This is a genomic window from Nonomuraea terrae (genome assembly GCF_004348995.1).
Lineage (GTDB): Bacteria > Actinomycetota > Actinomycetes > Streptosporangiales > Streptosporangiaceae > Nonomuraea > Nonomuraea terrae.
On sequence record NZ_SMKQ01000006.1, the window covers coordinates 1 to 23,263 of the forward strand.

At 68.5% G+C, this 23,263-nt stretch carries 19 protein-coding genes and 2 pseudogenes; 8 read left to right on the plus strand and 13 right to left on the minus strand.

Annotated features, from left to right (window positions below; translation table 11 throughout):
• The coding region (locus E1286_RS03735; protein ID WP_132608867.1) for a DNRLRE domain-containing protein at positions 1-5,299 on the minus strand (5,299 nt) is incomplete at its 3' end.
• 1,468 nt (positions 5,300-6,767) lie between these two features.
• Between E1286_RS03735 and E1286_RS03740 the strand changes: the two are divergent.
• Positions 6,768-7,034 (plus strand): annotated as a pseudogene (locus E1286_RS03740) (IS5-like element ISDge16 family transposase); the annotation flags it as partial.
• Positions 7,035-7,133: 99 nt separating this feature from the next.
• Here the strand turns inward: E1286_RS03740 and E1286_RS03745 are convergent.
• The 5 genes from E1286_RS03745 to E1286_RS03765 form a co-directional block, all read right to left on the minus strand.
• Positions 7,134-8,165, minus strand: a complete 1,032-nt coding sequence (locus E1286_RS03745) for a trypsin-like serine peptidase (RefSeq protein ID WP_132608869.1) — start codon at positions 8,163-8,165, stop codon at positions 7,134-7,136.
• Positions 8,166-8,278: 113 nt separating this feature from the next.
• On the minus strand, positions 8,279-8,458 hold the full coding sequence (locus E1286_RS03750; protein WP_187368108.1) for a hypothetical protein: 180 nt from the start codon (positions 8,456-8,458) through the stop codon (positions 8,279-8,281).
• Between the two features lie 323 nt (positions 8,459-8,781).
• Positions 8,782-9,150: a ParB N-terminal domain-containing protein gene (locus tag E1286_RS03755; protein ID WP_132608870.1), complete on the minus strand. Its 369-nt coding sequence runs from the start codon at positions 9,148-9,150 to the stop codon at positions 8,782-8,784.
• A 218-nt stretch (positions 9,151-9,368) separates the two neighbouring features.
• Positions 9,369-10,373 carry a ParB/RepB/Spo0J family partition protein gene (locus tag E1286_RS03760; protein ID WP_132608871.1) on the minus strand — a complete coding sequence of 335 codons (1,005 nt, stop codon included), beginning with the start codon at positions 10,371-10,373 and terminating at the stop codon, positions 9,369-9,371.
• Entirely contained in the window at positions 10,370-10,777 is a 408-nt protein-coding gene (locus E1286_RS03765) for a ParA family protein (protein ID WP_132608872.1), read from the minus strand. Before E1286_RS03765 ends, E1286_RS03760 begins: the two co-directional genes overlap by 4 nt.
• Positions 10,778-10,925: 148 nt before the next feature.
• Here E1286_RS03765 and E1286_RS03770 point away from each other — a divergent pair, with 148 nt between their 5' ends.
• Both E1286_RS03770 and E1286_RS03775 read left to right on the plus strand, forming a co-directional pair.
• Positions 10,926-11,651 (plus strand): hypothetical protein, encoded by a 726-nt coding sequence (locus tag E1286_RS03770; protein ID WP_132608873.1) that lies wholly within the window; start codon positions 10,926-10,928, stop codon positions 11,649-11,651.
• Positions 11,652-11,769: 118 nt separating this feature from the next.
• A pseudogene (locus E1286_RS03775) lies at positions 11,770-12,186 on the plus strand (riboflavin synthase); the annotation flags it as partial.
• A gap of 444 nt (positions 12,187-12,630) precedes the next feature.
• Here E1286_RS03775 and E1286_RS03780 read toward each other — a convergent pair.
• Positions 12,631-13,203, minus strand: a complete 573-nt coding sequence (locus E1286_RS03780) for a CGNR zinc finger domain-containing protein (RefSeq protein ID WP_132608874.1) — start codon at positions 13,201-13,203, stop codon at positions 12,631-12,633.
• A gap of 150 nt (positions 13,204-13,353) precedes the next feature.
• Here E1286_RS03780 and E1286_RS03785 point away from each other — a divergent pair, with 150 nt between their 5' ends.
• The 4 genes from E1286_RS03785 to E1286_RS03800 all read left to right on the plus strand — a co-directional run bounded on the left by E1286_RS03785 (position 13,354) and on the right by E1286_RS03800 (position 16,292).
• Positions 13,354-13,815, plus strand: a complete 462-nt coding sequence (locus E1286_RS03785) for a VOC family protein (RefSeq protein WP_132608875.1) — start codon at positions 13,354-13,356, stop codon at positions 13,813-13,815.
• A gap of 65 nt (positions 13,816-13,880) precedes the next feature.
• Positions 13,881-14,801 (plus strand): pyridoxamine 5'-phosphate oxidase family protein, encoded by a 921-nt coding sequence (locus E1286_RS03790; RefSeq protein WP_132608876.1) that lies wholly within the window; start codon positions 13,881-13,883, stop codon positions 14,799-14,801.
• Positions 14,802-14,853: 52 nt separating this feature from the next.
• Positions 14,854-15,045 carry a ferredoxin gene (locus tag E1286_RS03795; protein ID WP_132608877.1) on the plus strand — a complete coding sequence of 64 codons (192 nt, stop codon included), beginning with the start codon at positions 14,854-14,856 and terminating at the stop codon, positions 15,043-15,045.
• On the plus strand, positions 15,042-16,292 hold the full coding sequence (locus E1286_RS03800) for an NAD(P)/FAD-dependent oxidoreductase (protein WP_246074411.1): 1,251 nt from the start codon (positions 15,042-15,044) through the stop codon (positions 16,290-16,292). The genes E1286_RS03795 and E1286_RS03800 overlap by 4 nt, the downstream gene beginning before the upstream one ends.
• Before the next feature lie 89 nt (positions 16,293-16,381).
• Here E1286_RS03800 and E1286_RS03805 read toward each other — a convergent pair whose 3' ends face one another.
• Together E1286_RS03805 and E1286_RS03810 are read right to left on the minus strand one after the other, a co-directional pair.
• Positions 16,382-16,813, minus strand: coding sequence for an ATP-binding protein (locus E1286_RS03805; RefSeq protein WP_132608878.1), 432 nt, complete (start codon positions 16,811-16,813; stop codon positions 16,382-16,384).
• Positions 16,814-16,917: 104 nt separating this feature from the next.
• Positions 16,918-17,463, minus strand: coding sequence for a TetR/AcrR family transcriptional regulator (locus tag E1286_RS03810; protein ID WP_132608879.1), 546 nt, complete (start codon positions 17,461-17,463; stop codon positions 16,918-16,920).
• Positions 17,464-17,614: 151 nt separating this feature from the next.
• Here E1286_RS03810 and E1286_RS03815 point away from each other — a divergent pair, with 151 nt between their 5' ends.
• The gene (locus tag E1286_RS03815) at positions 17,615-18,544 is read left to right on the plus strand and encodes a GNAT family N-acetyltransferase (protein ID WP_132608880.1); all 930 of its coding nucleotides are present in this window, start codon (positions 17,615-17,617) and stop codon (positions 18,542-18,544) included.
• A 12-nt stretch (positions 18,545-18,556) separates the two neighbouring features.
• On the opposite strand, the gene E1286_RS03820 is transcribed toward E1286_RS03815, so the two are convergent.
• The 4 genes from E1286_RS03820 to E1286_RS03835 are packed head-to-tail and all read right to left on the minus strand — an operon-like array spanning position 18,557 to position 23,250.
• Positions 18,557-19,834, minus strand: coding sequence for an AAA family ATPase (locus tag E1286_RS03820; protein WP_132608881.1), 1,278 nt, complete (start codon positions 19,832-19,834; stop codon positions 18,557-18,559).
• Positions 19,831-21,258, minus strand: a complete 1,428-nt coding sequence (locus tag E1286_RS03825; protein ID WP_132608882.1) for a hypothetical protein — start codon at positions 21,256-21,258, stop codon at positions 19,831-19,833. The genes E1286_RS03820 and E1286_RS03825 overlap by 4 nt, the downstream gene beginning before the upstream one ends.
• A 10-nt stretch (positions 21,259-21,268) precedes the next feature.
• A complete protein-coding gene (locus E1286_RS03830) occupies positions 21,269-22,483 on the minus strand; it encodes a hypothetical protein (protein WP_132608883.1) in 1,215 nt (404 codons plus the stop codon).
• Positions 22,480-23,250: a hypothetical protein gene (locus E1286_RS03835; protein WP_132608884.1), complete on the minus strand. Its 771-nt coding sequence runs from the start codon at positions 23,248-23,250 to the stop codon at positions 22,480-22,482. Before E1286_RS03835 ends, E1286_RS03830 begins: the two co-directional genes overlap by 4 nt.
• Positions 23,251-23,263 lie beyond the last annotated feature (13 nt).

Consider the following 23,263-nt stretch of genomic DNA (forward strand, 5'->3'; position numbering starts at 1 on the left):
GGTGGGAGATCTCCTTCAGCCGCGAGACTGGGTCGTAGGCGTAGAGGACCTTGTCGGGGGTGTTGTAGACCGGGTCATCAGGGTCGTAGGGGTAGATCTCTTCGAAAGGGCGGTTCAGTTCGTCATACGTGGTCTCATGGATGAAGTCGGCTGGGTCGTCAGGGGTTTCCACGCCGCGCGGGGTGACGACCTTGGTCTGGTTGCCGACCTGGTCGTAGGCGTACTCGGCAACGACGTACTTGATGCCGCCGGCGGTGTCGGCGTGCGGGACGCGGGTGCGGGTGACCTCGTCGCGCTCGTTGTACTCGGTGTAGCTGACGTTGTTGTCCTGGTCCTCGGCCTCGATGACACGGCCATCCCGGTCGTAGCGGACCTCGGTCTCGAACCCAGCGGCGTCCTTCACCTTGGTGACCCGATGGTTGCGGTCGTAGGCGTAGAACACCGTGTAGTCGGCGGCATCCGCGGTGGCGTTCTTGCGCGGGTCGACGACCTTGAGAGTGTTGCCGAGGTCGTCGTAAGCGTAGGTGATCTTGTTCAGGCGGTTGTCGTTAGCAACGTCGACCGCAGTGACCTCGGTCAGCTGGTAGATCGGGTCGTAGTCATAGGTGGTGGTGAAGTCGGCCGGGTTGGCGTCCGGCAGGTTGCCTTTGGGCTCGGTCTGGGTGCGGAGGTTGCCGGACGGGTCCCAAGTGAAGGTGGCCTTGCGCTCCGGCCCGTCGGTGGTGTCCTTGGGCAGATACGAGGTGGTCAGCTGGTCGGCGTGGTCATACTCGGCGGTGGAGACGGCCCCGTTCGGGGCGGTCATCTCCACCACGTTGTCGTTGCGGTCGTAGACCGGCGCCGGGGTGGTGATGAACACCGGCGGGGAGGCGTCCTGGTCCTTGGGGACCCGCGACTCCAGCGGGCGTTTGAAGATATCGTAGGTCTGCGTGGCCTTCTTGCCGAGCGCGTCGGTAACCGACAGTACGTTGCCGCGCACGTCGTACTCGGTGACGGTGGTGTGGTCGCCCTGGGCCGGGGTGGCGAGACCGATCGCGTCGATGATTTTCTGAGGGAAGCCGGTCGGGTGGTAGTCGGTGTACTCGGTGGGGTTGTCCTCGGCGTCGATCGTCTTGGTCAGTTGGCCGAGCGGGTCGTACTCGTACCGGGTGGTGTAGTCGTTCGGGACGTTCGTCGACTTGACGCCGAGCGGGTCGATCACGTGTGTCAGGTTTCCGGTGTCGCTGTACTGGAACTCCCACCGATGGCCCAGTGGCGAGGTCTTGGACTCCAGGTCCGCGACGAAGCCGTTGAGGTGGGTGATGTAATCGAGCGTCGTGCCGGGGGTGCCGTTCTTGTTGGCCTCGGCGTCCTTGACCTCCTTGGGGTAGCCGGTGTTGTGGTCGTACACCCAGGTGGTAATGGCGTCGTCGGTGCCGCCGTCGGGGTGGCCTTCCTCGCTTAGCGTGGTGACGTTGTGGTCGGTGTCCCAGTCCAGATCGGTGATCTCGCCCTTGGCATTGGTGATCACATCAGGGCGGCCGTTCTCGTCCAGCACATAGTTCGTCCGGTTGTCCCGCGGATCGGTCACCGTGGCGTGCATCACCGCGCCCTGCGGCCCGTCCGGGTCCTCGTAGACGAAGCCGGTCTGCCCATCCAACCGGTCGGTCAGCGTCTGAACCTTCCACAGGTCTTCGCTGTCTTCCGTGGCGTCGTAGTAGTCCAGCTCGGTGGCGCGCTCGGCCGGGTCGGACGGGGCTTCGTCGTGTGCCCGCGGGTCGATGATGGTGACAAGTTTGACGTTCTTGTTGCCCTGCGTGGCGTCGTAGCGGAAGCCAAACGTCTTGGCCTCATCGTCGCCCGCGCCGTCGATCATGCGGGCCATCAGGCCCTTGTCGGTGTAGTTGAACGTGATCTTGCGGCCGGCGATATCGGTGATCGACTCGACGTTGTCGATGATGTGCGGGTTGGTCAGCTTGGTGTCGTCGACCGGCTGCCAGTTCTCGTCGTCGATGTAGGTATAGTCCTGGCCCTTGGTGAAGTAGTCGAAGGTCAGGGTCTGACGACCGGACGCGTCAGTAATGTACTGCAGGAACTTAGTCGGCTTGTTGTTCGACTTACGCCGCTCGTAGGTGAACGACATGGTGTTGCCGTTCTTGTCGACGATCGCGGACTGGAACCCCTCGTCGTCGAAGAAGAATTGGGTGCGGTCGGGCTTGGTGAACACCCACTTGCGCAGGGGGTCGGCCGAGCCGGTCTGCTGCAGGTACAGGTGCACCCCGCGCGGATGGGTGTAGTCACAGGTGGAGGGGGTGCAGTCCTTGGCGTCGACCCCGTCGGGGGTGTTCAGCAGCCACACGTGCTCGGTGCCGTCGCCGTCGGTCAATCTGACCTGCGATGGCCATGGTTGGCCGGGCGGATGGAAGGCCAGTTGCGAGCCCAGCTTGTTGAGCGTGCTCGTTTGCAGGCTCCACCCATAGCCGAGGGAGGCGCTGGAGGTGTCGAGGCTGTTGTAGGTCATCCTGGCGAACGTCTGCACGCCGCGGGAAGGGTTGGAGAAGGCGTTGTAACCCCACACCACGTTCCCGGCGTACGGGTTGACCAGCGCGGTGCCGCCGGCACCGGTGTTCTTGCCGGTGTAGGCGTAGAACTTCTCCAAGCCGAGCAGGTTCGAGGTCGGCGTGGTGAGACGGATCTGCTGCGGCAGTTGCGGGATGTGGTGGCTGGCTGACTTCCACTCGTTGGTGGTGGTGTCCTGCACGTCCCACACCAGCGAGACCGCTTCGGCCAGGTTCGGGCTGTTCAGTACCGGCGCCTTGACCGTGGCCTGCACCGTGACCGTGTCCTGCGGCTCCAGATCGGAGGGCAGCGGGGTGAGTATTTGCGTGTTGCCGGTGACATCCGTGCCGTCGGGCAGCTTCCAGAAGTAGCCCAGTGAGGTGGAGTCGGCCGGCCAGATGTCGTCAGTGGTGTTGGTGACCGTCACATCGATGGTGCGCTGCTCATCGGCGCTCATGTCGGCAGGGGTGGCCTGCGCCTGATAGGCCTGCGCCGGGTCGTAGTAGTAGACGACCAGCCACGGTCGCACCTCCGGCTCGGCCACTTCGCTGGAGGTCAGCGAGATACCCGTGCCGCTGGTCGCGCACGCCGTGCTGGCTTCGCTCTCGGACTTCAGCAGCAGCCCGTGATTGCTGTCTGGATCGGCCACCCACTGCTTGACCAGGTCGTCGAACCCGTCCAGGGTGTGCCAACTGGAGGATTCGTAGTCGTCGTAGGGGTACGCGATGATGCCCTCCCCGACCGAGCTGGTCGAGAAGTCGCCGCCGGCTTGGGTCCATGGCTCGCCGGGGGCGGCATTGCTCCATGAGGCCGTCGATTCGTCGAAGGAGCGGGTCAGCGGGTAGAGCTCAAAGGTCGCCTCATTGCCTCGGTGGGCCACCTGGTACAGCCGCAGATTCGCCGACACACTGGGGACGGTCGACGGGATGATCGAAGTGTCGAATTTGAGCAGGCTGCGCGTGTTGCCGTAGGCGGCCCCACCCCAGCCGGCGGCCAGGTTCGCCCGCTCGCCCAGCTTGTCATGACTGGTGGTGGGCAGGCAGGACGACAGCGTGGTGTCGGCACTGGCGGGGATGGTGGCGATCGACACCCCACCATCCGGCAGGGCAACCCCGATCGGCCCGGAAACAGAGGTGTTCCCGTCGTCACGGACGGCCACCACGCGGTAGTTCACCCACTTGTCGATGGGGGCCGAGGTGTCGACGTAGCTGGTCGTCTGTCCGTCCAGCGGTGCTACCAGCGTTGCTGGCGAGGGTGTGAAATCGTCCTCCAGGCTGCGATGCACCTGATACTGGACCACTTCCCCGGGGCCGTCGTAGGCCGACCAGGACAGCTCGGCGCCGGTGGAATGCACCACCAACGGTCGGGCCAGCTGCACCGACGGCATGTCGTAGGTGAGTGTCAGCTTTGGCATCGGGTTCTCCGGGAACCCCGATGCGTAGTCCCCCGACGAGTACACCGGGCCGCCTGCCTCGACCGACTCGTTGACCGCCTTGACCATCACTCCGTGGTTCGGCAGCGACCCACTGATCCAGCCTTGCGCCAGGTCGGTGATCGTGTAGGTGTGCCAGACGTTGGCCTGCGCCGACTGGTAGGTGGTGGTGGCCGCCACCGCGCCCATCTGGGTGTTGATCGAGTTCCAGGTCACCGTGGACGGATCCCACGCCTGGGTGATCGCCCGGGCTTCCAGCGGCACTGACGCCGCCGTACCGGCCAGCGTCTGGTCGTAGTAAAGGCCTAGTTCCGCATTGTCGAGGGTGGCGCCGGCGGGTACCAGGGAGGCCACCTCAGGGAACTTGATTACGCCACGGTAGATGGCACGTCCCGATACACCTGCGGCGAGTCGCAGGTCACCGTCATAGTTCTCCCTAGGCGAGGAGGAAACGATCATCGCGTCGTTGGAGGTCGATGCATCCGGCGTCACCACCACGGTCGGGTCGATGATCACTGGCCAGGCGCGTTCTGGAGCCGACAGCCAGCCCGCGTCCGCGCTCACCGTGATCGTCACCTGATCGCCCTGCTGGGTGGCGGTCTGCGTGACGGCTGGCGAGTACCGCTTGCCATGCGGCGCGGTCGGATCGTCGGCTGCGTCGGTCATGAACGGCTTGGGAATCGTGAACACCGCCGTCTTGCCCGACGGTGGCATGAACGCGATCGATCCGTCCGCGTTCGGTGCCGCCCGCAGCCCTCCTGAAACGGTGAACGTGAAGGTGTAGGACGGTGGGCCCTGCGGGGCGCGGGCCAGCACGATGCTCTCCTTCACCCCGGTAGCGCTTACCTCGTAGACGAGGTCGGTGCCCTCGCCGAGTGCGCCCTGATAGGTGACCTTCGAGCCTTCCACCCGGGGCGTGACCTGCCGCGCCTCCCCGGGCAAGCCGAGCGCCAGGCGCTGTTCGCCCAGCGCAACCCGCATCAGTTTGCTGGTCGTGTCACCGAAGCGGGTGGAAAAGTCGTTGGTGTCGTTACCGTGAACGAACCCGTCGCCCGATACTTCCGTGATCCGGGTGTCGATCGGCTGCCAGTCGCCCTTGCCATCCAGATAGTGCGTCGGCCGGGCCGAGATCTCGGCTTGTAATCGGCCGTCCTCCAGCTCGTACACGCTGGCGAAGCGGGAGCGCTTGCCCTTCACCTCCTTGACCCGCTTGCCAGGTGGGGGCGGCGGCTTCCGCTGAGCTATTGGGGTGTCGCGTCCAGGCAGGGTGATTGGCTTGTCCGACGGGCGCACCTCGCCCTTCGGATCCTCGGTGAACCAGCCGGCCACGTGCGTGGCTATCTGGCTTGACTGGGTGGCAAGCCAGCTCGACGCGCGTGACAACAGTCCTGGCTCGGCCGGTCCGGTTTGAGCGGCAGCCGGTGGCACCGATACGAGCGAGGCCGCCAGGGCGAGTGTGGTGGCGAGGATGGCAGGCCGGCGTAACCGCGTGTGACGCCGAGGCCGACGGTGATCAACCGTCTTTGATCGTGGACGGGGTAATGGCAACACGGACACTCCTCGAGCTGCACCCTCTTGAAGGGCGCAGATAAGCCGGATCTAAAGATCCGCAGAGAGCAAAACATCCGCATCACGCCACAAATCGGAACATTACGTCAAGGATCACTGAACGTGACTTACAAGGCATCCGAACGCTTGCTCAGGCCATGACACCTCAATGTCGCTAGCTGCAAAACTTCACAGAAAGGTGGGACTCCAGGTCGATGCGCAGTGTCTAACACTGAGTGATCACCGCAGGTCGCCGTTACTGCCCTCCGGTTAACCCTGCAGGTCGACTCTCAGCAAACTCACAGCTAACACAGGTCACCGCCCATCCAGCGAAGATGCTGCGAAGTGATCCATTGACCGCGATCTTCACCACATGGTCTTGACGCCCGTCGGCATCCATGTCTAGATCTGAGAGGTTTGTCCCTCGCACCCCTCGAAGGTCATCCATGCCACCGGTCGGAACGCTCCCACAGTGACCACCCCTCACGACGACAGAGTGCAGCGACGCAGCTTCGGAGAAGCTGTGCGAATCACGACCTTCCTGGCCGGCCTCCTCCACCTGGCACTCGCCGCCATCATCCTCGGTGTACCCGCCAGCACCCCCACCCTGGACGACATACCGAATACATCCCCGTCCCCACTCCCTACCGCGCTGATCCCGCACCGCACCGATGCCGCGTTCACCACCACAGCGCAGGACTCCGCTGCGGTCCCACCACGCGCCAAAGGGGTCACCGTGTTAACACCCCAGGACACTCCGACACGCAAAATCCCACGCACCAAAGCACCGCGACAGACTCGTCGCACCCCCGCACCGGAGCGAACCAGCGCAACCACCTTCGTGTCCGCCGCGCATATACCCAGCCGCCCCACCGCCGCTCCTAGCCACCGACAGCCCAGCACCCGACCATCCGCCTCCAGTGCCCGACTCCCCGAACCTCCCGCCACCACGCCCGCGAGCAGAAGGGGCCATGCTGCCCCAGGGAAAGCCAAAGAACCACCAGGCCAGACAAAGGAAAAAACACACGACGTCAGAAACCAAACCGCCGCCGCCGACCCTACTCATCCGCCCAAGACATCAAAGGGGCATCGCCCTGAAACGCTGTCAGGAAATGGGCTCCCGGCACTGGCTCGAGAAAATGTTCATTCGAATGGGAGGAGTAGGCAGGAATCCGTCCGTCTTGCCTGGCCATAACACTGCCCATGTTGTCCGCCTCCGTCCAAAGGCCGACGCTCGCGAGCGCTCTGGCGCCGTGCACCCGGCCGGACGGCGGTGGCCGCGGGCAAGGCGTACTCCTCCCGCGGCACCGCGCCTACCTGTGCCAACGCCGGATCAAAGCGGTCATCCCGGAGAAGGTCGACCAGGCGGCCAACCGCAAGAAGCGGCTCCCGCGGCGGCCGGCCGATCACCAATGATCCCGATCTCTACAAGCAGCGCAACGCGGCCGAACGCTGCATCAACCGGATGAAGGAGTGGCGTGGGCTGGCCTTCCGGTTCGACAAGACGCCCGGCAGCTAGCTGGCTGGCCTGCACCTACGTGGAGCCGCCTTATGGATTCGAAGCCCCCAACCAGCCTGGAGATCCGAACTACGTACAGGCTCCTGGACCGCCCTGCTACACGAGGCGGCCGGTCCAGGACGCTCCAGCGGCCTTGTAGATCGCGGCCGCCTCGCCGTCGAAGTACGGTGAGACACCGGTGTCGTAGCGATTGTCGGCATCGGTGTCGGAGACGCTCATTGTGACGCCGTTGAGGTAGCCGAGCTTCTTGCTGGCGTCGTAGCGCAGCAGCCACCCGGAGCCGAGCGACCCTTCACCGGTGAACGGGGACTCGACTCCGACGAGGTACTCGGCGGACAGCTCAGGAGCCGCCACCCAGGATGCCGCTCCGGCGGACTGAAGGAGGTGCTCCCCCGTGTAGGGCAGCGTCCCGTCGGGGTGCGGGCCCGCCGGGTAGCCGAAGACCCTGATGGAGGAGGCCGGCGGCTGATTCCAGGCGAATCCCTGCCCGCCGACGTTGTCGCCGAGCCGTCCCGTGTCGCTCAGCACGCCGGCGGAGTCGGCGACGACGCCGTTGTAGACGGTCATGAAGGCGTAGTCGCGCTCCAGGTCGTCGTAGACGGAGAAGTCATAGTGGACGAAGGCCTGCTTGGCGACGTACAAGCCCTTGGGTGCCGTGCCATCGGCGTAGCCGGGTACGAACACCACCTGGCTCTGCGTGGGGGTGGTGTCCTCGATGTCGAGCACGCAGTGCCCGGCTGTGGCGACGAGGTTGCGGTACTGGCTCTGCAGGGCGGTGCCCGTGCACCAGTGCGGCTGCCCGTCACCGCCGACGAAGAACACCTTGCCCGAGGTCAAGGGGGTCACCCCGTCTAGGGGGACCATCGGCGCGGTGTTGCCGGGCTTGGCGTCCAGGACCGGCGGGGTGGCCGGGTCGGTCACGGAGACCGAGGTCTGCACGACGTACGGTGTGGCGTTCCTGAGGTTGGCGCCTCCGTCGGCAAGCCAGAACGTCGCGGTCTGCTGTGCGCCGGCCGCGGTACCGTGCAGCGGGACCGAGGCTATGACGTCGGCCTGGGCCGGCCCGGCGATGGCCGTGGCGCCCACCAGTCCGAAGCCGAGGCCTAACGCGATCAGTTTGCGTCTCATGGTCGGATCTCCCGTTCTCTCAGCGAATGAAAGATCAAGATCATATGCAGGGGTGGCCCGCGAAAACCACCCTTTATAATCACAAGTTCGAAAGCATGTCGGCCGGCGTCGGATCACGAGCCGCCGTTGATGAGCGACATGGCCAGTTCGGGGCTAAACGAGCCCGCCGGCACGTCCACGCCGATTCCGCACAGCCCGTCGGATTCGCCCGGCACCTTGACCCAGAACAGATACTCGGCCCGGACGTCTGGCGGACCGAGGAGGCGCCGAGCCTGCGCTCCGGCGGGTTGCACCAGTTGTCCTCCGGCGTGCCGTCCACGTACGGCCCGTGGCATGCGAAGTGACGGACGCCCCGGAGTGATGAGCCCGGGACGTCTCTCGCGACGCGGTGGTGGTAACCGGTCTGTGCTGGCGTCCTGGAAGGGATCCCCCAGAGCACCTAAGTCCCCTCCGACAGCGCCGCTCCGCAGCTGGCAGCGAGTCCCGTAACACCCTGTGAGCGGCCACGATCTTGTCCAGATAGGCGGCCAGCCTGGTCCAGGCTGGCGGCCATAAAATCTCCAGGCTGATGACCACTTAGGGTCTTGCTGGATGGTCAAGAGCCAAGGGCATCAAATCATTGCTGGTCATGCGTGACGAGGGTGATTGCCGACTCTGCGGCGTTCTGAAGGATGATCAGATCCTCAGGAAGCATGGGCTGCGCGTGGCCAGGCCGTGGGGTTAACGGTTGCCTGAACAATGTGACCGGGACCAATTCCAAGCCGAGTCGGAGGGCCACGGCGATCCTGTGGTTGCCGTCGAGTGTCCCGAATTCTTCGTTGAACCCAAGGGAGAGCGGTGTGAGGATCCCGTGCTTCCCGATGTCGATCGTTAACGCATCCAGGTGACGGGGTGTGTCGACGAGCGCGGAGTCGACAGTCTCGCGATCGCAGGCGCGGTATCGCACGACGAGAGCAGTTGGTAGGTGGACGGAGGAGAGCGGCATCTGGACATCATGACTGATAGGAGCCTCCCCTCGCGCCCGTGCTGCCGGATGGTGTAATGGAGCCAGAGTCCTCTCCAGGTGGAGCGGTCAGCTAATCCAGGCTGACCGCCACCAGTTCTCCAGTTCGGCGTTAACGGCGTTAAGACCTGTAGGTAACCTACATATCGAAGCCGGGACGGCACAGTCGATCGTTAACGGCGTTAAGACCTGTAGGCATGCTACGCATTCCCGGAGAGGTCCGACCGGAGCTCGTTCACCGCATCCTCCAGTACCCGCAAGATGCCGCGGGCCTTCTCCGGGTGTTGTGTCGCGACCCGGCGAAGAGCGCGCAGGTTGCCGACCGTGTTGGCAGCCGCCTCGATACGGAGCGCCTCGTTCAGACTTAGCTCGTCCCCTGACCGGCTCTCACCCTGCTGGCGGTTGATGCTCTGACCCGCCACAGTGCCAAAGGTCGGTTCCGACCGAGAGGCCACTCCACCGGCCACGATTCCCCCATGTGCTGGCGGCCCCGGAGACGGTGGCTGAGGCGTGGGTTCCAGGCCCGGTGCAGTGGCCGGGGGATCCTGAGCGGGCTGCGGCCATACTTGCTCCTCGTGCGGCAGCTTGCCGAGCTTACGTGCGTCCTCGATCCGCAGTTCGCCCCGCACCAACGCCTGCTGGAGCTCCGGCCGCAGTCCGAGCAGCGCGAGCCGCTGGGAAACCCACGCGGCCGTCTTCCCCAGAACCGCCGCCACCTTCCCCTGTGACAGTCCCTCCTCCTCCATGAGGTCGCGAATTGCGTGAGCCTCTTCCAAGGGAGAAAGATCGTCGCGCTGCACGTTCTCAATCAGCGCGTCCTGCCGGGAGGTGCTCGCGACGTCCTCGCGTACCCTGACCGGTCCCTCTTCCAGGCCGGCCAGTTCTCCCGCGTGGCGGCGCCGGTGTCCGATGAGGATGACGAACGGCTTGTCGCCGACGCCGCCATCCTCGATGGGCTTGTCGTGCTCGGGGTGAGCCTTGAGCCAATTCTCGCGTGGCACCACGACGAGGTCTTGGAGGATGCCACGCTCCTTGATGGTGGCGGCTAGGCCCTCGAGATCTCGGAGCGTTTCACGAGGGTTGTCGGGGTTATCGGCCATGTCGGAGAACTTGACCGCTGTAGGCCATTGCGGCTTGACGTCGCTTAGTGATCCGACTCTGAGAGATGCCAGGCTGGTACGCCGACCGGACGCTGCGATCGTCATCGGGGCATCCTCTCGAACTCCAGAGCCAGCTTGTAGAAGTCCTGCCGCGCTTCCAGCGACACGCGATTCTTCGGATACGTCGTTACTACGAGCCCGTCCGCTGAGGCGTTGGTGTGGATTCGGTAGTGCCGCACCACGGTGTTAGCGCGCTTCCAGCCGTGGCTGTCGACAAACTCGATCGTCTGGTCGCGGAAACTCTCGCCATCCCGCGGATCCCAGTTGTTGACCACGACCATGTACGGCAGGCCACGGGGCTTCACCACATGCTCGATCGTGTTGTAGGTGGGCTCGAACGCCAATGGCTCGGGCTCGATTGGGATGAGCACGTCGTCGGCGACGGTCAGGATCGTGCGGAGGGCTTCGGCGAACCCGCTGTCATCGAACGCGCGCCAACCACCCCCCACGCACGTGCACGCGGCGTTCCTGGCCGGAATGGCCCGCCACGTCCTGCTCCGCCGCCAGATCCTCCTGCTCGTCCGCGAGCGGGCGGTAGCTTGACAGCAATGAGACGACCGGTCATATTGCTCCCGAGAGAGGAAGGGACGACTTGACATGAATGAGCTCATAGATCGTGTGATCGCCGCGCACGGCGGACTGGACCGGTGGAACGCGTTCACGTCCGTCAAGGCGCACCACCTCACCGGTGGTGGGCTGTGGGCGCTGAAGGGACAGGGCGGTGTCATGAGCGAGGTGATCACACACGTCGACATCCACCGCCAGTTCGTCCGTCAGTCCCCGTTCGGCGGACCGGGGCTGCGCAGCTCCTTCACCGCCGACCGCGTCGCCGTCGAGACCGACGCCGGGGACGTGGTCGAGGAGCGGCGTGATCCCCGCGACGCGTTCGCCGGACACGACCTCGACACGCCCTGGGACAGGCTGCACCTGGCCTACTTCACCGGGTACGCGATGTGGACCTACCTGACCGAGCCGTTCTCGTTCGCGATGCCGGGTTTCCAGGCTGAAGAGCTGGAGCCATGGCGGGGAGACGGTCAGACCTGGCGCCGGTTGAAGGTGGTCTTCCCCGACCACATCGCCACCCACAGCAAGGAACAGACGTACTACATCGACGGCGACGGGCTCATCCGACGGCACGACTACGTGACCGAAGTGCTCGGCGCCAACACCGGCCCGGCGGCGCACTACTCCTCGGCACACCGGGAATTCGATGGGATCATGGTTCCGACCAGGCGCCGCGTCCACCTGATCGGTGAGGACGGCAACGTGATGGAAGAGCCGCTGATCGTGTCCATCGACATGGAAGACATCACGTTCGAGTGACAGACAGCGCGTCCACGGCCCGGCCGGCCCGCGCGCAGCACTGAGGGCCCGCCTGGCCGGGAAAGCGGCACGGCTCCCCGAGCCATCACCACCTGCGACAACCTTGAAGGAGCTTGAAGTGTTCGCCGGCATCGTCGAAGAGCTGGGTGAGGTCACCGCCGTCGAGAAGCTCCATGACTCCTCCCGCTTCCGACTGCGCGGCCCCGTCGTCACCGAAGGCGCCGAACACGGCGATTCGATCGCCGTCAACGGCGTCTGCCTCACCGTCGTCGACCTGGGCGACGGCGAGTTCACCGCCGACGTGATGGCCGAGACCCTGGAACGCTCCAGCCTCGGCGCGTCGGGGCCCGGCTCCCGGGTCAACCTGGAGCGGCCCGTGGCCCTCGGCGACCGCCTCGGCGGTCACATCGTCCAGGGCCATGTGGACGCCACGGGCACGATCGTCGAGCGCAAGGTCTCCGACAACTGGGAGGTCGTCAAGATCTCGCTGCCCGCCTCGGTGGCCCGCTACGTCGTCGAAAAGGGCTCGATCACCGGTTGACGGCTGCGCTCCGGCCTCTGATCACGGTCAGGACGGGCGGCGCCGGCCATGCACGCCATACCCGCTCAGTGGTCTCGGATTCGAGCTGATACCGCAGCTCAGGCGCGGTGTCCGACCGCGGCCGATCCACCCGAACTGGCGGCGCCGGCGAAGGATCCTGTCACTGCGGTGGCCCACCACAACGGCATTCCTGTGGTGGGCCATTCACCGTGGAGTGGGGGCGACGCCGCCACTCGGCCCGGCCGGTCCCAGCCGCGCCCGTACGGTCGCCGAGGATGCGATCCACCTCTTCGGCGGCCGTCACGCCACGAGGTGCGCGCCTGTCAGGGGCCCGGCTGCGTGATCAGCATGCGGTTGGTCCGCGGGCCTCGCCTACGGAGGCGGCGTTGACCCCGGCTCCGGCGTCCGGCCCTGCGGAGCGGCACCGGTAGCCCCTGATCAGCCGCGGCTGGTGCGTTCGTAGTGACGCATGGCCTTGGCGCGGTTGCCGCAGCCGGCCATGGAGCACCAGCGACGAGTGCCGTTTTTCGACACGTCGTAGAAATGCAGGACACATTCCGGGTTCGCGCAGTGCCTGATGCGCTCGGGGCGATCGGCGAGCAGCCGCAGAAAGTCCTCGAGCGCCACCCACGCAGGCCCCCAGGACGGCAGATCGACCTGCACGTCGGTGGCCGGGCCGCTCGGTCGCAGCGAACGGCGGATCCGGCCGTGAGCGAGCACGGCGTTCGCCGCCTGGAGCGCATCGTCGGTGAAGGCGGGCACGGTGCGGGCGAGGCCGTCCAGGGCCGTCCTCGCCTGCAGCAACCGCGCACGCGTGTCTTCGTCCACGGAAGCGACCATGCCGCCCAAGGCTCGGCGCACCGGGGCGGAGCCGAGCCAGACGGCGAGCCCATCGACGCTGTCCAGCAGGTCATGACGGCCGGCGGCGTCGATCCACCGAGTGTTGAGCAGGTCGATCGAGAGCGGCTCGCCGGTGAGAGGCCGGGGGTCCGCTGTGGTGTTCGGCGCCACGGGGCTGGTCCTCCAGGGGGGCTGTACTGCACTGACGCGTCCATTCTAACCGGTCATCTGGAGATCACAGGTTGACGGCCGCAAATCTAACCCTTAAAGTCACTTTCAATGGTTGCGAGAGCGCCTCGCGGCCTCGACCAAGGACATGTGATGACTTTGAGCACGATCAAGAAGCTGATGACCGGACACGTCGGTCTGAACGTCACCGATCTCGACCGCTCGCTCGCCTTCTACCGCCACGTCTTCGACTTCGAGGTCATGGCCGAAGGCACCGAGAGCGACCGCCGCTGGGCCTTCCTCGGACGGGACGACCACCTGCTGGTCACCCTGTGGCAGCAGAGCGAGGGCACATTCAGCGCGAACACCCCGGGCCTGCACCACCTGTCGTTCCAGGTCGACACCATTGAGGAGGTCAACGCGGCAGCGGAAGTGGTGCGCGGCCTGGGCGCCGAGTTCGCCTACGACGGCGTGGTTCCGCACGGCGAGAACGGCGTCTCCGGAGGCATCTACTTCACCGACCCTGACGGCACCCGCCTGGAGATCTACGCGCCCACCGGCGCGGACCCCGCCGCTGCTCCCGTCTCCGGCGCTCCGACCTGCGGATTCTTCTAAAAGATCCGGTTTTTGAAGAGATCAGCGGCCACGCGGCCGCACGACTGACGTGAGAGAGGATCGCCGTGGCCACCTACCACAGCGGGGAAATCGCGGTACAGGACCGTGCCGAGCTCAGCGACCAGGCGCGCTTCTCCCTCGGCGGTATCGGTGAGGCCATACCGGAGGTGGCTGCGGCGTTCCTCGCCGAGCAGCCGATGATCGTCGTCGGCGGTGCGGACGCCACGGGCCGGGTCTGGGCGAGTCAGCTGACCGGCCCGCCGGGGTTCCTCCGCACGCCCACACCCCGGGTCCTCGCCGTCGACGCGCTTCCGCTGCCCGGTGACCCCATCGCAGACGTCCTGGCCGGACATCGGCGATCCGTCCAGGTGGGCATGATCGCTGTCGAACCCGCCACCCGGCGGCGGATGCGCATCAACGGCCGCGCCGTCACCGGGCACGGTGGCCTGCGCGTCGACATCGATCAGGTCATCGCGAACTGCCCCAAGTACCTGCAGAAACGGAACTATCGCTTCCTCGAGTTCGACGCCGAACCGGCTCCCACCCGCACCGTCACCGACGGCGAGGCACTCAGCGCGGCCCAGCAGCAGACCGTTCGCGTGGCGGACACCTTCTTCATCGCCACCACGTCCGACCGTGGAGACGCGGACGCCTCGCACCGGGGCGGTAACCCCGGCTTCGTCCAGGTGCTCTCTCCCACCTTGCTCCGCTGGCCCGACTACGTGGGGAACGCCATGTTCCTGACGCTGGGCAACCTGGCTCTCAACCCCGCCGCCGGCATCGTTTTCCCAGGCTGGGAAACGGGCTCCGCACTGCACCTCACCGGAACGGCCCGCACACTGTGGGATCCGGCGCAGACCGCTCGGATCCCCGGAGCGCAACGCCTGGTGGAGTTCTCGATCGAAGCGGTGCGGGAGATCTCCGCCGCGAGCCCCCTGCGATGGAGCGCCCCCGGCTACTCCCGATTCAACCCGCCGGTGCGCTGAGCGCCCCCGCCTCGACGCGCCGTCCCTCTCGACCCCGTAATGGAGCCACCCAGTGCAGATCACCGTGGACATGAACGTCTGCGAAAGCCACGGACAGTGCGTCTTCGCCGCGCCCGAAGTCTTCTCCTTCGACGACGAGGACTACCTCGTGTACGACGCCGCCCCTCCCGACGCCCTGCGCGACAAGGTGGAGAAGGCCGTGGCGAGCTGTCCCGTCCGCGCCATCACCATCAGCGCCCGGTGAGCGCGACGACCGGGCGGCTGGTGATCGTCGGAGCTTCGCTCGCCGGCCTGCGGGCCGCGCAAGCCCTACGCGCCGACGGCTTCACCGGCAGCCTCACCATCGTGGGGGACGAACCCCATTTCCCCTACGACCGGCCGCCGCTGTCCAAACGGACACTGACGGCCGACCTGGTGCCGGACAACGCCTTGCCGATGCCGGACGGGCTCGACGCGCGATGGGAGCTCGGCCAGCCGGCCGTCCACCTCGACACACAGAGGGGGGCGGTCACGCTCGGCGACGGCACCCGGCTGGCCTACGACGGCGTGCTCGTCGCGACCGGCTCGACGGCCCGTGGCTGGCACGACCCGCGCAGCCTTCCGGAACGAGGCGTCCTCACCCTCCGGACCAGGGACGACGCACTGAGGCTGCGGGCCGAACTCCCCCCGGGGCACAAGCTCGTCGTCGTCGGCGCGGGCTTCCTCGGCGGTGAGATCGCGGCCGCGGCCCGTGCGCGCGGCGTCGACGTCACTCTCGTCGAGGCCGCCAGCCAGCCCCTCGAACGGGCCATCGGAGCGGGCCCCGGCGCGTACATGGCCGAGCTGCACCGCGAGGCGGGCATCGACCTGCGTACCGGCACCACGGTGGCGGATTTCCGTGCCACCGGTGGACGTCTCACCGGCGTCCGCCTGTCCGACGACAGCGAACTGCCCGCGGACGTGGCCGTCCTGGCGCTCGGTGCGGCACCCGCCACCGCCTGGCTGGCCGGCTCCAGCCTCGACATCGGCAACGGCGTGCGCTGCGACATCCACTTACGCGCCCTGACCGCCGACGGAGCCGTCGTGCCGGGCGTGGTCGCAGCGGGTGATGTCGCCCGTGTACCCCACCACCTCGCCGGTGGCGCTCCGATCGTCCTCGGCCACTGGTCCAACGCCGTGGAGCAAGGCACCGCGGCCGCGCACACCTTGCTGAAGCCGGACGATCCTCGCCCGTTCACCGGCGTCCCCACCTTCTGGTCCGATCTGCACGACGCCCGGATCCGGTCGGTGGGCCTGCCCGCCTTGGCGGACGAGGTGCGCGTCCATGAGCACGACCTCGCGGGCCGGCATCTGGAGGTCGGCTACCACCGGGCGGGAAAGCTCGTCGGAGCCCTGACCGTCGGCCGTACCGGCAGGCTCACCGCCTACCGGCACCAGCTGGAACGCGACGCATGGCGTGCCCGGGCGGCGACCGAGCCGCACAGGTCGCCGTGTCGCTCGTCAAGGAGCTGATCGACCAGGCGGCAGGGGCCTGACCGCGCCGGCGGAAGATCCGGCCGCGTACAGGCCCCGGCTGGTCCAGGCCCCTTTGGGGGCGGGGCCTAGGTCGCCATGAGGTGCCGGCCTGCCGCACCAGGCGCGTAGCGCAGGTGCTTCTCCAGGCAGACCACGGCACCGTGCTCTCGTCTGTTGGTGAACCGGATGTCGTCGGCGAGCGCCCGCATGATCTGCAGACCGCGCCCGTGCTCGTTGCCCTCCTCGGCCTCGAGCACCTTACGAGGGTCGAAACCGTTGCCCGTGTCGACCACCTTGATGACGCACAGGTGGTCGTGCACCGACGCGCTGACGGTGTAGTCGTCGCTGGGGCCCGCGTGCTTGATCACGTTGGAGCAGGCCTCGGTGAGCATGAGCTCGATGTCATCGCGGATCTGCGGCTCGACCCCGAGCGAGCGCAACGTGCCGTCCAGCATCTGCCTGATCATCGGGACGCTCGCCGCATCCCTGGGCAGGCGGAGCGCTATCGTAGCCTCCACTGGGCCTCCTTGCCTATCGGATGCGTGTCAGCCTTCTGCCCGTGATGGCCTGTCCCAATCATCTGGTCAAGGCCCGGTGTCAGAAAGCCCCGCATCACGCAGCGTCACGGCTCCAGCAGCCGGGTGGCGACCTCCATCGAGGCCTTGTCGATCTCGTCCTCGCCGAGGTCGTCCATCGGCGTCATCCACTTGCCCGCGTGCAGCGCGAACAACGCCAGCGAGCGGCTGATGCGCTCGGTCGGCGTGGCGCCCGGCTCGTTCATCTCCGCGGTGAGCGCGAGGACGGTCTCGCGCATCCGGGTGACCGTCGGGTGGTCGCGCAGCGCGGTCTGGTTGCGCTCCAGGAAGCCGAGCACCTGCGGATGGCGCGACTCCTTGAGGTTGCGGGCGTAGCGGTCGAGCAGCTCCCGCCGCATCTCCGGCGTCTTCGGCCGGCTGCGCGCCCAGTCGAGCAGCTCCCGCACCTCGGCGAGGCGCAGCTCGACCAGGCTGGCCACGATGTCGTCCTTGGTCTTGAAGTGATAGTAAAGTGCGGCTTTCGTCACGCCGAGCTCCTCGGCGATCTCCCGGAGCGAGGTCGCTTCATATCCCTGTTCGGTGAAGAGCCTCAGTGCGATCTGCTGGATCCGGGTTCGCGTGTCTTCCCGCACTGTGCACCTGTTCGTCGAGACCGGTAAAGATTCATCCCATTCTATGCTTACCGGTCGGCAGGTAAACGCCTGTGACCCCTGTGACCACATGGCGGGCGGGCCGGCCGGAAAACCGGAGGTAATGGCATGGGTTTTTCTGGACAATCCCACCATGCATCGCATCAGCCGGCCGCGCCCCGACGACGCCGCGGCCATCCACGAACTCGTCGCGGCCTATGACACCGCGGTCGTCGGCGCGCCCGACCTGACCCTGGACGACGTCGCCGACGAGCTGGCCGCGCCCGGCTTCGACCACGACAAGGACGGCTGGCTGGCGTACGGCGAGGACGGCCGGCTCGACGGCTGGGCCCGCACGCTCGCCGTCGGCGACAGCGACCTGGTCGAGGCCGAGGTGGTCGTCCGCCCCGGAGCCGAGGGGCCGGCCGGCGACCTGTGGGGGCGCGTGCTCCGCCGCGCCCGCGAGCTGGGCGCCGAGCGCGGCCACGACGGCGTCACCGTCCACATCGACGTCTACGCCACCGACGACGCCAAGCGGGCCATGGCCGCCGAGCACGGCTTCGAGCCCGGCACCAGCTTCCACCGCATGCGCATCGACCACCACGGCGCCGCCCTGCCGCCGGAGCCGCCTGCCGGGGTCACCGTGGACAGCGGAGACGACGAGGACGTGCGGCGCGAGGGCTACCGGGTGCACCAGGAGGGGTTCGCCGACCACTTCGGCTTCGTGCCGACCACGTACGAGCAGTGGCACGCCCGCAGGCAGGCGATGAGCAAGAACGACTGGAGCCAGCTCACGCTGGCCAGGATCGACGGCCGTCCCGCGGGCGTGATCATCGGCAACGACCAGTTCGCCGACGACGAGAAGTGCGGCTACGTGGCCGCGCTGGCCGTGCTGCCGGACTTCCGGGGCAGGGGGCTCGGGCGGTTCCTGCTGCGGCACGCCTTCGCCGCCGACGCAGCCCGGGGCCGCAGGGGCACGATCCTGCACGTCGACTCGGCCAACGCCACCCCCGCGGTCGGCCTGTACGAGTCGGCGGGGATGCGGCGCGTGCTGTCCATCGACGTCTGGCAGCGCCGCGTCTGAAACGGCCGAACGTCAGACGCGGTGCCGGGACAGGTGCTCCAGGACCGCCTGGTTGGCCTCCCACCCGTCGGGGAACTTCACCGGCACGCCGAGCTGCACCGGCTCCGCCGACGGGTGGGCGTCCAGCAGCTCGGCGATGCCCGCCCTGGCCACCACCACGCACGCGTGCCGGTGCCGCGAGGCCAGCACGCACAACCGTCCCGACTCCAGGTGGAAGGCCGTGGCGTCGCGGCGGCCCGACAGCGGGTGCAGCACGATCGTCACGTCGTACTCGCGGCCCTGCAGCCGGTTGGCGGTGTCGACGGTGATCTCCGGCGGCAGGCCGGCGGCGCGGATGGCGGCCACCTGGTCGCGGTGGGCCGCGCCGACCGCGATGCGGTCGGCCGTGACCGGCCGCTCGCCCTGCTCGGAGCCCGCCACCGCGCCGCGCTGCAGCAGCCGCTGGGCCAGCAGCGCGACCGCCTGCACGGCCTCGCCGTCGGTCCGCACGGTGTGCCGGTTCGGCAGCTCCAGCAGCGCCCACCCCGACCGGGCCGCCTCCTCCAGCGCCCGGTCGTGCACGGTGCCCATGCCGCCGGCCGTCAGCTCCAGCCACCGGTCACCGGGGCCGGTGCCCGACCGGAACCCGGTGAACGGGTAGAAGGCCTGCGACACCACCGGCGCCGCCGACGCCGGCAGCCGCCACGACACCGGCAGCCGGTGCACCGGCAGGCCGGGATTGTGCCGCAGCAGCACCGACACCGCGCTCTGCAGCGGATCCCACGACAGCCCCGACCACCGGTCGCCGTCGACGATCGAGAACGGATCCAGCTGCCCGGGGTCGCCCACGAACAGCGCCCGCTCGAACAACCCCGCGATCCGCAGCAGCTTGTCGGAGCGCATCTGGTACGCCTCGTCCACGATCGCCCACGGCCACACCCGCTCGCCGATCCACGCCCATTTGTCGGCCGTGGCGATGACGATGTCGGGGTCGCCGAGGTCCTGGATGCGGGTGCCGACCCGGACGCCGGGCAGCTCCAGCATGCGCAGCGGCGGCACGTACCCGCCCGCGGACAGGCGGCCGACGGTCAGGTGGGGATGTTTGTCGCAGATCCGCGCCACCAGGTCGTCGACCTGCTCGTTCGTCTGGGCCACGATCATCAGCGGCTCGCCGGTGGCCGCGATGTGGGCGGCCGCGCGCACGACGAGGGTGGACTTGCCCGCGCCGGGCGGGGAGTCGACCACCACGCCGCGATGCCGGGGCAGGTCCGCGAGGACGTTCCTGATGACCTGCTCCGGACTGTCGGTCACGACCACTCCTCCTGCGCGTCCTCGTCGTCGGGGGTGTACTCCTGGGGCGGCCCGCCGTGCGTCCACGGGGTGGCCTCGGACTCGGGCAGCGAGGGGGAGCCCTGGAAGTCGTCGGTCAGCGAGGTGTAGCAGACCCGCTCGCCGACCTCCGGCACGGCCCCTGGAGCGGCCGTCCTGCCGCGGCCCATCCCCTTGGTGATCTTCACGGTGACCAGGCCGTCGTCCGCGGACACCAGCTCCGCCCCTTGCGTGCGGCGCTGCGGGGTGCCGAGCGAGGTGCCGGGCGCCAGGCGTACCGGATCGTCGGTTTTGATCACCACGAGCGGGCGGAGCTTGCGGGAACGGCCCTCGCCCTCGACGTTGTCGGGGACGGTCTCGATCACCTCGCCCGCGAACGCCTCCCCGGTCAGCCGGTACTCGGCCATCACCAGCGGGTCGTCGTAGGCGCGCTGCACGTCGTAGGCGGCCTGGGCGCGTTCCATGCGGGCCAGCTTGGCCGCGGCGGCGACCGCGCCGTCGCGGCGCGCCTGCGGCGGCGTGCCCTCGGCGACATGCGCCGCCATCCCGCTGAACGAGCCGCGGTCCTGCTCCCACCGCTGCGCCACGCTCGCCCCCTCCGGCAGCCCGGCCAGCAGGTCGATCGCCTGCCACATCAGCCGCCAGGTGGGCTCCAGCTGGGTGCGCAGCGCCTCGGCGACGCGCTCGGGCGACCCGCCCTCGATCGCGGGCGCGAGCACCTCGGCGTCGAAACCGGGATCGGTCGCGGGCCCGGCGGGCGGCCAGACCAGCGGGTCCTCCGCGTCGTCGCTCGGCCCCGTGGTGATCCAGGACAACAGCGCGGCCAGGTTGGCGTCCTCCAGCGAGCTCTGCCCGCTGGCCCAGTGGCGGCCCAGCTCGTCGGTCGCCGCCAGCATCAGCGACGACCCCGGGTACGCCGCCCGCTCGGCGAAGTACGTCAGCCACCGCCCCAGCAGCGGCACCGACTCCGGCACCGGATAGGGCCCGTCGGTCCGGCGGAACCGCGTCGAGCGGCCGAGCAGCCGGACGAACGCCATGCCGCCCTGGTTCGGCACGATGATCTGCGGCGCGTCGACCGTCCGCTCGTAGGGGTCGGCGTTCCTGCGCTCGACCGTCTCGGTGTCGCCGAGGAACCCCTCGACGTACGGCAGCAGCACCCCGGCCAGCTCCGCGGCCCAGGCGAAGCGCAGGTCGCGGTTGCGCGGCTGGGGCACCACGAGCAGGCGCGGATCGCCGCGGTCGGTGCCGAGCATCGCGGCCAGCGGCGCGGCGGCCTCGCCCGACAGCTTGAGCGGGATGAACACCATCGGCCGCTCCGCCAGATGGCAGTGCCGCACGGTCGCGACGGGCTGTGCGATCCCCTCGTCGAGGGCGCGCAGCCGGGCCAGCGAGGTGAGCAGGCTCATGCCGTTGTCCTCACGTCAGGCACTCCCTGCGCAGGCGCTCGGCGTTGCGGAGCAGGCGGGCGATCTCCTCCTGCCCCTCCGCCGGATCGCGCGTGCCGTCGGCCAGGCCGAGCGCCTCGGCCACCGAGGCGACTCCGCCCAGCTCGTCGCGGACCTGCCGGCCCAGCAGGTCGGAGGCGCCCTCCTGGCGGGCCTCGTCGCGGCAGAAGAAGCACAGGTCGCAGGTCGACAGGCAGTCGGGCGCGTAGCGGGCGGTCGTGCGGCGCAGCGCGTCGGACAGCTCGGCCACCGGACGGGTGGGCCGGCCGTCCTCGTCGGGCCGCAGGTCGAATGTCAGCTCGTCGGGCAACCCGTCGAGCAGGCGGTCGAGCGTGGTCATCCGGTCGAGCTGGCGGCGCAGCACGGCCAGCTGCTTGCGGACGTCGACCAGCGTCGCGACCGGGCGGTTGGCGAAGTTCTCCGGGCAGACCAGCACCACGTCGTGCGAGACCATCAGCGGGTCGTGCCCCAGCTCCTCCAGCATCGTGCGCAGCGCCAGCACGTAGACCGCGGCCTGCCGCGCCGCCGCGGCCACCGACGACGGGTCGGCCTGCCCGTCGATCACCGCGAACGACTTGATCTCCACGATGCGGAAACGGCCGCCGAGCTGGAACGCCACCACATCGGGCTCCAGGTACGCGGTGTGGCCGGCTATCCGCAGGCTGAGCAGGGGATGGTCGTAGAGCGTGCCGGCGGTGCTCACGGCCTCGCCCGGCCCGGCGGTCTCGGTCGCCGGCGGAGCCGTCGCCTCGGCTCCTGCTTCCGGCGACGGCGCTCCCTCGCCGCCGTCGCGGGCGGCGCGGTCGATCAGCGCTCTGGTGTGCGCGTGGCGCAGGTGGGCGCCGACGTTCTCGACGTCGTGATAGGCCACCTCGGCGATCGGCAGGCCGAGCAGCTCGCGCAGCATGCGCAGCAGCTCCGCGCACCCGTCGGCCTTGACCAGCGCCTCGAACGCGTTGCCGCGCGTGATCGCGAACGGCGACTGACCGAACGGCGCAGGGAAGCCCAGGTGGCGGGCGGCGGCGTCCTTGTCGATGCCGGCGCCGTCCATGAGGGCCCGGCGGGCGCAGCCCGGGTTGGCGGCCAGCGCCGCGATCGCGCGGGCGTCGTGCGGCCGCGGCGGCGTCGTGCCCCGCAGCACCTCGAGCCGGCGCACGGGGTCGCCTTCGCGCATCAAGCCGGTCACTTCGCCTTCTCCTTCGTGATCGTGCTCAGCGTAGCGGCGCCGAACAGGCGGGCCGCGTCATCGAGCTGCGCGGCGGCGCGTCGTGCCAGCTCGGCCCGATCGTGCGTGTCGCGCTCGGCGTGCACCCGCAGCTCGGCTCTGGCCGCGGCGATGACCCGCTCGGGGTCGGGCGGGCCCAGGCCGCCGTCGGTGGCGCCGGGGATGTTTCTCGCCATCCGGATGAGTAACCGCACCGCCCGCTCGTCGCCGCCGCGTTGCCCGCCCACCGCGATGGCGCAGGTGAGGAAGTCGACGCGGGGGCTGAGCGGCCCGACCACGCGCCGCTCCAGCGGCCAGGTGCTGAGCGTGAGCAGGCCGCGGGCGGCCGACAGCCGGTCGGTCAGGGCGGCGCACAGGTAGTACGGCCGCCCGAACGGCGAGGACCGGAACGAGCGCTCCTCGTCCCTGCGCAGGCTGGTGAGCCGGTCGCTGCGCAGCGTGCCGCCGAAGAACGCGTCGCCGACCGCCACGATCAGCCGCGGCTGGGCGGTCGCGCCGAGCAGGCGCAGCCCTTGGTGCACCTGCTCGCGCACGGTGACCAGGGGCAGCGGCTCCCGCTTCGCCGGTGACTGCTCGCCGCTGACGAGCTGGTCCCAGGCACGCTCGGCGCTGCGCAGCTCGGCGCGCAGGACGCGGGCGGTGGCGCCGTCGCGGGCCCGCATCGCGCGGCGTACGGCGGCTCGCAGCCCGTCGATGCGCCGCTCCAGCTCGTCCAGCCGGTCACCCATGGCGGCGAGCGTA